This is a genomic window from Psychrobacter sp. 2Y5, from assembly GCF_051847375.1.
GTDB lineage: Bacteria > Pseudomonadota > Gammaproteobacteria > Pseudomonadales > Moraxellaceae > Psychrobacter.
This window is the reverse complement of sequence record NZ_JBPYDA010000004.1, coordinates 212,658-227,426: the sequence shown is the minus strand read 5'-3', so window position 1 is coordinate 227,426 and position 14,769 is coordinate 212,658. Positions and strand designations below refer to the sequence as shown.

Genomic DNA, 14,769 nt, shown 5'->3' with positions numbered 1-14,769 from the left:
TTTTTAGCTATGTAGTAATAGTAAATTTAACTATTGGATACAAAGTTCATTACACTCTTATTAGTAGCGTTTAACTGATCAAAATCATCATGACCAACTAAAACCGCAATGACATCTGCTTGCTCTAAAGCTGAATCCAACTCAACTAAGTTTCCGACTGTCAAACTCTTAGGCAATTCAGTAATATTCGGCTCCACCAGTAGAACTTCTGCTGAATCAATATCTAACATTTCTCTGGCAATATGTACGGCTGGACTCTCACGTAAATCATCGATATTAGGTTTAAAAGCCAAACCTAGTAACGCAACTGTAGGCTTCTCAACACCTTGCTCTTTTAACTTATCAACCTCAGCATTGATTTTTTCAATCACCCATTTTGGCTTATTGTCATTGATCTCACGGGCCGCACGGATGATCTTTGCCTCATCTGGGTTCTGATTCACGATAAACCAAGGATCGACAGCGATGCAGTGCCCACCGACACCAGCACCAGGCTGCAAGATATTGACGCGCGGATGGTGATTGGCCAGCTCAATCAGCTCCCAGACATTGATATCGAGCTTATCAGAAATGACAGACAACTCATTGGCAAAGGCAATACTCACATCACGAGAGGCGTTTTCAGTCAGTTTTGCCATCTCAGCCGTACGCGAGTTGGTTGCTAGTAGCTCCCCTTCGACAAAGACACGATAGACTTCTTGTGCTTTTTTGGTCGATTCTTTGGTCATACCACCAATGATACGGTCATTGGAGATAAGCTCTTCGACTACCTTGCCCGGTAACACGCGCTCGGGGCAATAAGCGACATAGATATCGGCTTCATTATCTGGCTCATGATACTTAGGAAAAGTTAAATCAGGGCGCGCAGCGGAAAGCCAAGCCACCATTTTTTCGGTAGCCCCTACTGGCGAGGTTGATTCTAGGATCACTACATCACCTTTTTCTAACAGCGGTGCTAAAGCTTCACTAACGGCCTGAATATAAGATAAGTCAGGCGTATGGTCATCACCTTTAAATGGGGTTGGTACCGCAATGAGATAAGCGTCCGAATGCTCAGGAGTGAGACTAGCTTTCAGTTTGCCGTTATCTACTGCTTGTTTGACGATCGCTTCAAGGCCAGGCTCAACGATATGAATTTTGCCTTGATTGATGGTATCAACCGCGTGCTGATTGACATCGACGCCAACGACGTTAGCACCATGATGGGCAAACATCGCTGCTGTTGGTAAACCAATATAACCTAGGCCGAACACACAAATATTTTTCATTTTTATCTCAATTACTCTATATATAGTTGGTTAAATTGTCTCTGAAGCTTTTTTCTGTTCGAAAAAATTAACAATAGTCTCTGTTATGCGTTGTGAAGCTTGACCATCACCGTATGGGTTATGTGCCTCACTCATTTTTGCATAAATAGCTTCATTTTCAATTAGATTACTAACTTCAGCCACGATAGTAGCGTGATGTGTGCCCACTAGTTTGACAGTCCCTGCTTCAACAGCTTCTTGACGCTCAGTCGTACTACGCATAACAAGTACAGGAATACCGAGCGATGGTGCTTCTTCTTGGATACCGCCTGAGTCAGTTAGAATAATATGACTGGTACTCATTAAATAAACAAAGGGTAAGTAATCCTGTGGTTCGATAAGCTTGACGTTATCCAAACCGTGTAATAAACGTTCTACCGGTTCTTTGACATTAGGGTTGAGGTGTACAGGATAAACAAACTCATAATCAGGGTATTTTTTTGCAAGATCTTGAATGGCTTGGCAAATCGACTCAAAGCCATTACCAAAGTTTTCTCGGCGATGACCTGTAATGAGTACACGACGCTTAGTAAAGTCTAATTCAGAAAACTGCTGCTGCAGCTCACTTCGTAATTGCTCGTTATTTTCTAGCTTATTTTTCACATTTAACAGTGCATCGACAACGGTGTTGCCAGTGACATAGATAAATTCAGGATTGTTATGCTCATCATATAAGTTCTGAGCCGCTCTTTTAGTCGGTGAAAAGTGCAGCTTAGTGATAATACTGGTTAGCTGTCTATTAGCCTCTTCTGGCCAAGGAGAGTAGATATCATAAGTACGGAGTCCTGACTCTACATGGCCAATAGGAATCTGCTGATAAAATGCCGCTTGCGCTCCGCAGAGCGTGGTCGAAGTATCGCCATGTACTAGCACTAAATCTGGCTGAGATTCTGCAAGAATAGGCTCAAGAGCCATTAGCATTCTTGAGCTGGCTTGAGTCAAACTCTGACCTGATTTCATAATATCTAAATCATAATCAGGGTTAATCTCGAACAGGGATAGTACTTGATCAAGCATTTCACGGTGCTGGGCGGTGGCGCAAACTAATGACTTAATATTAGGATTAGCTTCTAACGCTTTGACGACTGGCGCCATTTTGATGGCTTCTGGACGAGTGCCAAATATACTTAGTACTTTTATCATAGAGATCTCTTGTTGATGTAAACCTTGTTCTTTAAAAGTGAATTATAGTGCGACTTGATAACCCTAAAGATTACTGCTTTGCCAATCATAAATATTCTGGCATATATTAGTTTTAAGAATATTCCCGTGTTATACGATTATCAGCGAAAATGACTTATCAAAAAATTGATGCTTTAGAAGCTTTTTAGTACTGCAAATTGAAAAGCCTTATACGTATCTCAACCAATGACCAGCACCTCGTTTCTCATAGCAATTTTTTAACATAAAAAAACACCCCATTATAGGGGTGTCTCTCTAATTTCTCAACATGTCTTTAGTAGTTGATTCTTAAACCTTTATTTACTTTTGGGAATACCTCGACTACCAACCCGTCACTTCCTTCAGCTTATCGCCGATTTTTGACGGATCGCGAGTATAGGCGATGCCCGCATCTTCAAAGGCTTTGAACTTCTCCTCAGCCGTACCTTGACCACCTGAGATGATCGCACCCGCGTGACCCATACGCTTACCGGCAGGAGCGGTGACACCAGCGATATAACCAACGACAGGTTTGGTGACATTGTCTTTAATATAAGCGGCTGCTTCTTCCTCAGCGGTACCACCGATCTCACCGATCAAGACAATCGCTTCGGTTTGTGGATCGTCTTGGAATAGTTTTAGCGCATCGATCTGATTCATCCCTGGAATTGGATCGCCGCCGATACCGATACACGTTGACTGACCGAAGCCAAGCTTCGTCGTTTGCGCGACCGCTTCATAGGTGAGCGTACCAGAGCGCGAGATGATGCCCACTTTGCCTGGTAGATGGATGTGACCTGGCATGATACCGATCTTGCACTCGCCTGGGGTGATGACCCCTGGGCAGTTCGGACCGACCATACGTACATCGCCGGCTTCTTCGATATAGCGCTTGGCTTTTAGCATATCGATAGTCGGTACGCCTTCAGTGATAACGATGATCAGCTTGACGCCTGCATCGACTGCCTCGACGATAGAATCTAGTACGAATGGCGCAGGTACATAGATGACCGAAGCATCAGCTTGCGTAGCTTCCATCGCCTCTGCCATAGTGTTAAACACTGGCAAGCCTAAATGCGTTTGTCCGCCTTTACCTGGCGTCACACCGCCGACGACTTTGGTGCCGTATTCGATCGCTTGCTCAGAGTGGAAGGTACCGTTTTTTCCGGTGAAACCCTGTACCAATACTTTGGTATCTTTATCAATTAATACACTCATTATTTTATCCTTGTATTCGGTTGTCTAATAGCGGGTTGTAATAGCGGCGGGCTGACTTAAATAAGTAAGCTAGCGGCAGCTATTACGGGTGAACGCTACTGTATATAGCCTGTAATTAACGCCTAATGATTTAATCTTAGCTTAAGGTTTAGGCTTTGACCGCATCGACGATTTTTTGCGCAGCGCCTGCAAGGCCTTGAGCGGAGATGATTTTGACATCAGATTGCTCTAGAAGCTCGATACCTTTCTCAGCGTTGTTACCCTCTAGGCGTACGACAACAGGTACTTGTACATCGACTTCTTTGACCGCGGCGATAATTGCTTCGGCGATCATGTCACAGCGCACGATACCGCCGAAGATATTGATTAGTACACCCTCAACGCTGCTGTCTTCTAGAATGATTTTGAACGCTTCAACCACGCGATCTTTGGTCGCGCCGCCGCCCACGTCTAAGAAGTTAGCAGGCTTGCCGCCATAGAGCTTGATGATATCCATCGTCGCCATCGCAAGACCGGCACCGTTGACCATACAACCGATGTTACCTTCTAGGGCGACATAGTTGAGATCGAACTCAGCGGCTTTTAGCTCACGCTCGTTCTCTTGCGTTTTGTCTTGTAGTGCGGCGATCTTTGGCAGGCGGAACAGCGCGTTTGAATCAATACCGATTTTGCCATCGACGCAGACGATCTCGCCGTTTTCGCGAACCGCTAATGGGTTCACTTCTAATAGCGCAAAGTCATTATCAACAAAAGCATGATAAGCGCCAGTCATAATCTTCACAAACTGATTGATCTGTTTGCCTTCTAGACCTAGCTGAAACGCTACTTCACGCGCTTGATACGGCATTAAACCAACTAACGGATCAACAGTGACTTTGAATATTTTCTCAGGAGTCTCATTAGCCACTTCTTCGATATCCACGCCGCCTTCGGTTGAAGCCATAAAGGTCACGCGGCGAGTAGAGCGATCGACGACTGCGCCTAGATAGAGCTCCGTTTGTACCGGGTACATGTCTTCGGCGACTAGTACGAAGTTGACCGGTTGGCCATCGGCGTCAGTCTGAAACGTCACTAAGTTGGTGCCGATAAGCTCTTCAGCCACTTGCTTGGCTTCTTCACGTGTCTTAACGAGTTTTACCCCGCCAGCTTTACCACGGCCGCCGGCATGAACCTGCGCTTTGATAACCGCAATATCGGTTGGGGTTTTATCAAAGGCCGCCGCGGCTTCGTCACCGCTATGAGCGACGATACCTTCTTGGATCGGTAGGCCGTAACTTTTTAGAAGTTCTTTGGCTTGATACTCATGTAAATTCATTGATTGTATCCTTTATTTTTTTCAATTGAAAAAGTGATAATAAATAGTCAAACAAACGCGCTAAATGTAGCTAGGACGTTTAACATTAGCGATAGTGATAGATACCACTATCGCCAAAAATAGTGAATTATACGCTTAGGATTGTCCGCGTAACAGCGCATTAGCCTGACAGTTTGGCAGCTATTGGCGCTTTAGTTGCCATCTTCTCTAGCATTAAGTGATGACCAACTAAAGACAAAGCTGCACTGACACTATTTACGTTTTTTGCGCTGAATGGCGTGAATAGCACGGCCGTCAGCAGATAAGGCAGCTTCATGTACCGCTTCTGAGATAGTCGGATGCGCAAAGGTCATCAGCTGCAAGTCCTCGATACTAGAGACAAACTCCATCGCGATCATGCCTTGATGGACGATGTCGCCAGCGCCAGCAGAGATAGCATGCATACCGAGTAAACGGTCAGTCTTGGCATCGGCAACCACTTTGATCGAGCCTTGCGCTTCGCTTTGCGCAAGAGCACGGCCGTTAGCGGCTAGATTGAATGAGCCAGTTTTGACCTCGTAGCCTGCCTCAGTAGCTTCTTGTTCAGTCATACCGACCCAAGCAATTTCTGGATGGGTATAGATGACATTGATGATAGTGTCATAATTGACTTGCGCTTTTTCGCCATGGATACGCTCAACCGCCATCATGCCCTCTTCCATCGCCTTATGCGCCAGCATAGGGCCACGGACTAGATCGCCGATAGCGTAGACGCCATCGAGATTGGTTTTGCACTGATCATCGACATCGATAAGACCGCGCTCGGTCAATTGCACACCGCTGTCATCGCCAAGTAGCTTCTCAGCATAAGCGCGGCGACCAACACACACGATTAATTTATCGAAGCTTTCATCTGAGGCTTCGCCTTTGTTTTCGCTAGTGACGACGACTTGACCATCTTTGACTTCAGCATTAGTGACTTTAGTATCGACGCGGATATCTAAGCCTTGTTTTTTAAACATCTTACGCGCTTCTTTGGCGATATCTTTATCAGCAGCCGCCAAAAATTCAGGCAGCGCTTCATAGACCACAACTTCTGCGCCAAGACGACGCCATACTGAACCCAGCTCAAGACCGATAACGCCTGCGCCAATGACACCCAAACGCTTCGGCGTTTCAGTGAAATCAAGTGCGCCAGTCGAGTCAACGATATGCTCATGATCTACTTTAGCAACAGGGATATCGATAGGGACAGAACCTGAGGCCAAGATGACGTTCTTCGCGGTAATGGTGCTTTCCGCTTCATCTTCTAAGGCAACGAATTTAACTTGCTTGTCAGCGCCTTTACCGTCGACTAGCGTGCCCCAGCCTTGTAGCCAGTCGACACCATTGCCTTTGAGTAGTGCTGCAACACCGCCGGTTAATTGCTTGACGATACCTTCTTTACGCTCAATCATCTTCTCGACATTGATGCCGATATCGCCGGTGCTGATACCATGCTCGTCAAGGTCATGCTTAGTGGCTTCATAACGGTGTGAGGTATCGAGCAGAGCTTTTGAAGGGATACAGCCGACGTTTAAGCAAGTACCGCCGAGCGCCGGCTCGCCTTTATAGACGCGCTTTTCGATACAAGCCACGCTCATACCCAATTGTCCGGCACGAATAGCCGCTTCGTAACCACCAGGTCCGCCGCCGATAACGACTAGATCATAATTATCTTTCATAGTAGTTTCCTAATATTCTTATCATAAAATTTAGTTTGGCTCTATGCTGTTGACGCTATTCTCGCTTGCAGCGCTACTTATTTTAATGGATTCATAATGCATCAAACTCAAGATATATCGTTAATACACTATCTTGGCAGGATGGTTCATCTAAAATGAATAGCGAGAGTTTTAAGGTGAAGTTTATTGTTTTAAACAGTAGACAAGACAGAACGCTTATTGGCATAAAGGTAAAAAGCTTGTATTAGCGATTGCCAATACAAGCTTAGAAGCTTATAGGTCTAATAACAGCATGGTTGGGTCTTCGACGAGATCCTTGAGCGTAACCAAGAACTGTACCGCTTCTTTACCATCGATCATGCGGTGATCATAAGATAGCGCTAAGTACATCATCGGTAAAATCTCAACTTTACCATCAACAGCCATAGGGCGATCGTTGATCGCATGCATTCCTAAGATAGCGGTTTGTGGTGGGTTCAAAATAGGCGTTGACATCAGCGAGCCAAAGACACCACCGTTAGAGATAGTGAAAGTACCGCCTGTCATTTCATCAAGACCGAGTTTACCGTCTTGCGCTTTACCGCCGAGCTCACGGATTTTACTCTCGACATCCGCCATGCTCATCTGATCGGTATCACGTAGTACTGGTACCACTAAGCCGCGATCTGACGATACGGCAACACCGATATCATAAAAACCATGATAAACGATATCATCGCCATCAAGTGAGGCGTTAACCGCTGGAAAGCGTTTCAATGCTTCAGTCGCTGCTTTAACGAATAACGACATAAAGCCTAGACGCACACCATGACGCTTCTCAAATTGATCTTTGTACTTTGTACGCATATCCATCAGCGGCTTCATGTTGACTTCGTTAAACGTGGTCAGCATTGCTGTTTCTTGCGTTGCAGAGAGTAGACGTTCAGCGACACGCTTACGCAGACGCGTCATCGGCACGCGTTTTTCGCTACGCTCACCAGTAGATTCAGCGACTGGCGTGCCTTTATCGTTTTTGATGCTGCTGTCGGCTTTGAGTTTAGGACTAGCCATATCAGATTTGGTAACGCGACCATCACGACCACTGCCTTCAACATTCTTCGGATCAACGCCAGACTCTTTAGCCGCTTTACGCACCGCTGGGCTTTGATCTTTATGATCGTCTTCTTTCTTATCCGTCGCTTGTACTGGCTCACCGCCATCGGCTGCTTGTTTTTTCTGTACGGGGGCAGCAGGTTGGTTTGGATCGACGGCTGGAGCTTCCGCATCCTGATTGCCGCTATCATCACTACCACTATCGGTACTGCCGCTAGCGCCAGCTTCAAACTCAGCGATCAGATCGTCTGACTCAACCGTATCATCAACTTGCTTAATGATTTTGGTGACGACGCCATCATCAGGGGCAACCACTTCTAATACGACTTTGTCCGTTTCGATCTCCGCTAAAATATCATCACGGTTGACTTGTTGACCTTCAGTAACGTGCCACTCAACGATTGTGCCATCAGCTACCGATTCTGGAAACACAGGGGCTTTAATCTCAGCCATCGATATACTCCTTAGATTGGGATAAATACTATTTATTATGAAATTGCGGTAAGCAGCCAAGTGATTTGATTAGCATTATTTATTTAAGTACTTTGTTTCAATACTTCTCTTAAATTCATAATACACTGACTGCTACCACCTGCTTATTCGATCTTTTTCAAGCTAATGCTTTTACAAAACTATTTTGTAAGTTGTGAGACTTCTACACCTAAGCCACCTGCGATTAAGTCTTGCTGCTGGCTGGCATGCAATTTTGGCGATCCAGTAGCTGGTGCTGCACTTGGCGGACGCGCAACAGGCTCCATCACTTTCGCTTTGGTTGGATGCGGTACCACAATGCGGAACATATGCGGCGCTAGGTAATACCAAGCCCCTTGGTTCAAAGGCTCTTCTTGCGTCCAAACGATCTCTTTTAGATTGCTGTATTTCTCAAATTCAGCGATTAAGCGCTCTTCTGGTAGCGGGTACAGCTGCTCAATACGCACGATAGCCACATGATCTAAGCCCAGCTCGCGGCGCTGCTCAAGTAAGTCATAATAGACCTTACCGCCACAGAGTACTAAGCGAGTAATCTTATCCGCGTCTTGCTTATCGATCTCAGGGAGCACCGTCTCAAACTTATGACCACTAGATAGATCTTCTAGCTCTGAGGTAGCAAGCTTATGACGTAGTAAGCTCTTCGGCGACATAACGATCAAAGGCTTACGAATCGGACGTACCGCTTGACGACGTAACGCGTGGAATATCTGCGCTGGCGTGGTTGGAGTAATCACTTGCATATTATCTTCAGCGCAGAGCTGCAAGAAGCGCTCAAGACGGGCTGATGAATGCTCAGGACCCTGACCTTCATAGCCATGTGGTAACAACATGGTCAAGCCGCAAACGCGCTGCCACTTCGTCTCACCACTAGCGATAAACTGGTCGATGACCATTTGCGCGCCATTAACAAAGTCGCCAAACTGTGCTTCCCAAACCACCAATGCATTTGGCACGGTAGTCGCATAACCATATTCAAAGGCTAGCACCGCTTCTTCCGAGAGTAACGAGTTATAAGTCGCAAATCGCGCTTGATCTTTACTCATATGCGCTAGTGGCACGTACATACTGCCATCAGTCATATTGTATATCTCGCTATGACGATGCGAGAAAGTACCACGGCCGACATCTTCCCCAGTGATACGCACTAAGGTTTTATCGTGCTCAACTAAACTGGCATAAGCGAGTGTTTCAGCCGCGCCCCAGTTCAGTGGCTCTTCGCCAGTTTGCATCGCTAAGCGCTGCTCGACTACTTTTTGTACTTGACGCTGTAGCTTGTAGCCTTCAGGCATCACCGCCATGCGCTTACCATAGTCTTTTAGTAGCTCGATATCGACGCCAGTCTCCCAGTCATCCTCTAGCTCATGACCTAAGTACGGTGTCCAATCGACAAACAATGCTTCATCAGGCTCGCTCACTAGCGAGTTAGCCACATACTCGCCGCGATCTAGTGATTCGCGGTATTCATCTTCATATTTAGCCGCTTCGTCTTTACTAATGACACCCGCTTCAATAAGCTTATTGGTATAAATAGTACGTGTCGTAGGTAGTTTTTTGATCACTGAATACATCAGCGGCTGCGTAGCTGAAGGTTCATCCGCTTCGTTGTGACCATTACGGCGATAGCAGAAGAGATCGATAACGATGTCTTTATCAAACTCATGGCGATAATCTAGCGCCAATTGCGCGGCAAAAACTACCGATTCAGGATCGTCGCCATTGACATGGAGAATAGGCGCATGCACCATTTTTGCAATATCGGTACAGTACTCTGTCGAGCGTGCATCTTCTTGACGGCTAGTAGTAAAGCCAACTTGGTTATTAATAACGATATGTACAGTACCGCCAGTGGTATAAGCGCGGGTTTGTGACATCTGGAAGGTCTCTTGTACGACGCCCTGCGCAGCAAAAGCGGCATCGCCATGCACGACAATCGGTAATACCGAGTTGCCATCTTTACCATGGTCTTTTGGCTGGTCGTTACGGCGGACTTGCCGTGCGCGTACTGAGCCTTGTAGTACGGGCGCCACAATCTCAAGATGTGAGGGGTTAAAGGCTAAGGCCAAATGCGCCTCTCCACCAGGCGTCATCACGTTTGAGGAGTAGCCATTGTGATATTTAACGTCGCCTGAGCCTTTTTCTGGCTGCACTTTACCATCGAACTCATCGAATAAATCCGCTGGGTTTTTACCTAAGATATTGACCAGTAAGTTTAGACGTCCACGGTGAGCCATGCCGATAACCATCTCTTTGGTACCATAGCCACCAGCACGTTGGATAATTTCGTTAACGGCAGGAATAAAGCTCTCACCGCCTTCTAAGCCGAAGCGTTTTACCCCAGTATATTTACGCGCTAAGTATTTCTCCAACCCTTCGGCAGCGGTTAAGCGCTCAAGGATAGATAAGCGTTTTTCTTTATCGAATTCTATATGGCCAAGATTGCTTTCCATATACTGCTCCATCCAGCGTTTCTCAACGCTAGTGGTCACATGCATATATTCGATACCGATATAGCGGCAATAGACGCGCTCCATGATCTCAATAATCTCACGCAGCGACGCTTCAGGCTTGCCAATTTTTAGATCGTTGGTTGGAAAGATGGTATCTAAATCGGCTTCTGATAGATTGTGATAGGCCAGCGTCAAGTCTTCGACTTTATCGCGTGGGTGCAAATCTAAAGGATCCAGCTGCGCGCGGCGATGACCACGGCGACGATAAGCGGAGATGAGCTGCTGCACGCCCATTTGCTTAGGGTCAGCACAATGAGCGGTGCTGCTATCACTGCTAGCAGCCGAGGCTCCCGCTTTATTTGCCGTCTGATTGCGTGCCAGTAGCAAGAATTGGTCTTGAATGGCGTTATGCTTCGCATCATTTGGCGATTGATATTGTTTGAAGTACTGCTGCCAATCTTCATCGACGCTGTTAGGGTCGGTTAAGAACTGCTCATAAAGAGCTTCGATATAATGAGCATTATCAGCAGCAAGTTCTGTGTATCCTACATCGGCTTTTCTTTGAGTTGTACTATTCATAATAATCGTCTATTTCATAGATAAATGAATGGGAATTGCGGGTTGTACTTATAATTATTAGTAAATATTAGAGTATTTCGGGCTAAATCGACTATTTGTGAACGCTCAGTCTTATTATCTTAGTCGTTTGATAATAATAATTTATATATACTAGCTCTAGCCATAACTATGCCTATAGCTCAATTTTTGCTTTAAGAGACTCACTATGACCGTCATAAATCAGTAATAGGCTCATTACCCTATTATTCAAGAGTAATTGTGGATAATTTAATAATAGCGACTTATTATTAATAACCATTTTGTTAATAATAACTATTTATAGAGTCTACTAATTATTAGTATCCTTTCGCTTTCGCTATACAATGCTCCCTAGGGTAGCACGACCTACCAACTAACCATAGTTTGTTTGTTCAATACTAGGTATTTAAGTAATGAATATTCACTATCATAGCAGACGCTAACAATAGCTATCTTACTATCGAGAAACATAAGATTTAGCTGAGAATCAATAAAATTCGTCAATTAAGCTAATGCTGCTAATGATAACATTTTCGCTCGTAAGTTTTTATGGCTAGTTTGTGATTATCGTTGCACTTAACACAAAACATTAACAAAAGAAAAACACCGCCTTAGGACGGTGTTTTTTTGTACCTGATAAACAGTGTGTCGTTATATTAACCGGCTTGATCGATCAGCAAATTACGCAGATGACCAATAGCTTTGGTTGGGTTCAGGCCTTTTGGACAGACTGAAACGCAGTTCATAATACCGCGGCAACGGAACAAACTGAACGGATCATCTAAGCGCGCTAGGCGAGCTTGCGCATCGCTATCACGACTATCGGCTACGAAGCGATAAGCATGTAGTAATGCTGATGGTCCCAAGAACTTATCCGGATTCCACCAAAATGAAGGGCAAGCGGTTGAGCAGCAAGCACAAAGAATACACTCATAAAGACCATTCAACTGTTCACGCTGCTCAGGAGACTGCAAACGTTCCGTCGGCGGTGCTGGCTGATCGTTGATCAAGTAAGGATGCACTTTTTCATACTGCTCGTAGAACTGGTTCATATCTACGACTAAGTCACGAACGACTGGCAGTCCAGGTAGTGGTCTAATAGTAATTTTTTCAGGTAGCGTATTCATGTTAATGAGACATGCTAAGCCATTTTTACCATTGATGTTCATACCGTCAGAACCACAAATACCTTCACGGCACGAGCGGCGGAAAGTGATGGTTTCATCTTCTTTCTTTAGGCGTAATAATAAATCAAGCAACATACGATCTGACTCTAATAACTCAATCGTATAGGTTTGCATGCGCGGCGCTGCGTCCACATCAGGATCGTAGCGATAAATTTCGATGGTGCGAGTACCTCGGCTCATATTGCTAAACTCCACACTTAGTAATGGCTGGCATACAAGGGTTCTATTCTCTTAGCGTAAGTGCTGTTGAGTAACTTGTAGCTGGCAGTAAGCTGCATAAAATAAAATATCTTAATATGTTATTGGTACTAGCGCATCAGTATGCGCTAGCTCCGAACAATCCAAATAACGATTAATTAATAAACGCGAACTTTTGGTTCAATATAATCGACTGTTAATGGAATCTTGCGCACAGGCTTATAAATGATACGGTTATCATCAGAGTACCAGATAGTGTGCTTCATCCAGTCGTGATCGTTACGACCATTTGGCGCGTAATCATCATCTTCAGGACGGTCATAATCAGCGACACTGTGTGCGCCGCGGCTCTCATGACGGCTAGCCGCTGAGATCATCGTCGCTTTGGCTACTTCGTATAAGTTAATCACTTCGAAAGCTTCGATACGAGCGGTGTTAAATACTTGTGACTTATCCGCTAAGTGAATATGATCGATCTTTTCTCCTAGAGCCAACAGCTTCTCTACGCCTTCATCCATTAGCGCTTGAGTACGGAATACACTAGCATGCTTTTGCATAATAGCGCGAATCTCATCGGCGACATCTTGTGCATTGTAGCCTTCGGTTGACTGCTGTAGCTTATTTAAGCGGCCTACAGTGAAGTCTAACACATGAGTATCAAGTGGCTTGTAGTTATGATCATTGTGATGATATTCATCAACGATATGCTTGCCCGCTGCACGACCAAAGACGACTAAATCAAGCAGTGAGTTGGTGCCTAAACGGTTAGCGCCGTGGACACTGACGCAGGCGCATTCGCCAATAGCGTATAGACCTTTGACAATCGTGCCTTCGGTATATAGACCTTCATCATCGGTGCCGGCTTCTAGATTCGGAGTGATCACCTGACCATGAATAGTGGTTGGAATACCACCCATCATATAATGGATCGTTGGAATCACTGGAATAGGCTCTTTGGTGATATCGACGTTAGCAAAGTTTTTACCAATCTCAAACACCGATGGCAAGCGCTTCATAATGGTATCAACACCTAAATGGGTCATATCCATCACGATATAATCAGCATTCGGTCCACAGCCGCGGCCTTCTTTGATTTCTTGGTCCATAGAGCGCGATACAAGATCGCGCGGTGCTAAATCTTTAACCGTTGGCGCGTAACGCTCCATAAAGGCTTCGCCATCTTTGTTACGTAAGATAGCACCTTCACCGCGGCACCCTTCTGTCAATAGCACACCGGCTCCAGCCACACCCGTTGGGTGAAACTGCCAAAACTCCATGTCTTGTAGAGGCACACCAGCGCGAACCGCCATGCCGATACCGTCGCCGGTATTAATATAAGCGTTAGTAGAGGCGGCAAAAATACGACCGGCACCACCTGTCGCTAAGACGGTAATTGGCGATTGGAATACTGCCACTGTGCCCGTCTCTTGTTCCAGAGCGATGACACCGTTGATGTTGCCGTCTTCGTCCTTGATCAAATCAAGGGCAATCCACTCGATAAAAAACTGCGTGCCTTGTTCAAGATTTTTCTGATACAAGGTATGCAAGAGCGCGTGACCGGTTCTATCAGCTGCCGCGCAAGCACGTTGTACCGCTTTTTCGCCGTAGTTTGAGGTATGACCACCAAACGGACGCTGATAAATCGTACCATCTTCGTTGCGGTCAAAAGGCATACCCATGTGCTCAAGCTCGTAAACCACTTTCGGGGCTTCGCGGCACATATATTCGATAGCGTCTTGATCGCCTAACCAATCTGAGCCTTTGACGGTGTCATAAAAGTGAAAATGCCAGTTGTCATTGCTCATATTACCAAGGCTTGCACCGATACCACCTTGAGCGGCTACGGTGTGTGAACGCGTTGGAAATACTTTAGTAATGACCGCGACATTCATACCCGATTCGGCCAATTGCAGCGAGGCACGCATACCTGAGCCACCACCGCCGACGATGACTGCATCGTAATTAAGGGTTTTAATGTTGCTAATAGTATTATCTTGTCTTGTTGCCATTGTGATTTTCCTAATGCCTGTTTGTGCTGGCACCTATTTTATT

At 45.6% G+C, this 14,769-nt stretch carries 9 protein-coding genes; all 9 read right to left on the bottom strand.

Features of this window, described 5'->3' with window-relative positions; genetic code table 11:
* Positions 1-26: 26 nt before the first annotated feature.
* The 9 genes from wecC to sdhA all read right to left on the bottom strand — a co-directional run bounded on the left by wecC (position 27) and on the right by sdhA (position 14,726).
* A complete protein-coding gene (gene wecC, locus ACS8E3_RS06095) occupies positions 27-1,268 on the bottom strand; it encodes a UDP-N-acetyl-D-mannosamine dehydrogenase (protein WP_439242286.1) in 1,242 nt (413 codons plus the stop codon).
* Positions 1,269-1,298: 30 nt separating this feature from the next.
* Positions 1,299-2,450, bottom strand: coding sequence for a non-hydrolyzing UDP-N-acetylglucosamine 2-epimerase (gene wecB / locus ACS8E3_RS06090; protein WP_439242284.1), 1,152 nt, complete (start codon positions 2,448-2,450; stop codon positions 1,299-1,301).
* A 360-nt stretch (positions 2,451-2,810) separates the two neighbouring features.
* A complete protein-coding gene (gene sucD, locus ACS8E3_RS06085; RefSeq protein WP_439242282.1) occupies positions 2,811-3,686 on the bottom strand; it encodes a succinate--CoA ligase subunit alpha in 876 nt (291 codons plus the stop codon).
* Positions 3,687-3,834: 148 nt separating this feature from the next.
* Positions 3,835-5,001, bottom strand: coding sequence for an ADP-forming succinate--CoA ligase subunit beta (gene sucC, locus ACS8E3_RS06080; protein WP_439242280.1), 1,167 nt, complete (start codon positions 4,999-5,001; stop codon positions 3,835-3,837).
* Positions 5,002-5,252: 251 nt separating this feature from the next.
* Positions 5,253-6,704 (bottom strand): dihydrolipoyl dehydrogenase, encoded by a 1,452-nt coding sequence (gene lpdA / locus ACS8E3_RS06075; RefSeq protein WP_439242278.1) that lies wholly within the window; start codon positions 6,702-6,704, stop codon positions 5,253-5,255.
* A 273-nt stretch (positions 6,705-6,977) separates the two neighbouring features.
* Positions 6,978-8,249: a 2-oxoglutarate dehydrogenase complex dihydrolipoyllysine-residue succinyltransferase gene (gene odhB, locus ACS8E3_RS06070; RefSeq protein ID WP_439242276.1), complete on the bottom strand. Its 1,272-nt coding sequence runs from the start codon at positions 8,247-8,249 to the stop codon at positions 6,978-6,980.
* A 179-nt stretch (positions 8,250-8,428) separates the two neighbouring features.
* Positions 8,429-11,314, bottom strand: coding sequence for a 2-oxoglutarate dehydrogenase E1 component (locus ACS8E3_RS06065; RefSeq protein WP_439242274.1), 2,886 nt, complete (start codon positions 11,312-11,314; stop codon positions 8,429-8,431).
* A gap of 674 nt (positions 11,315-11,988) precedes the next feature.
* A complete protein-coding gene (locus tag ACS8E3_RS06060) occupies positions 11,989-12,699 on the bottom strand; it encodes a succinate dehydrogenase iron-sulfur subunit (protein ID WP_439242272.1) in 711 nt (236 codons plus the stop codon).
* 176 nt (positions 12,700-12,875) lie between these two features.
* A complete protein-coding gene (sdhA, locus tag ACS8E3_RS06055) occupies positions 12,876-14,726 on the bottom strand; it encodes a succinate dehydrogenase flavoprotein subunit (RefSeq protein WP_439242270.1) in 1,851 nt (616 codons plus the stop codon).
* Between the last annotated feature and the right edge of the window lie 43 nt (positions 14,727-14,769).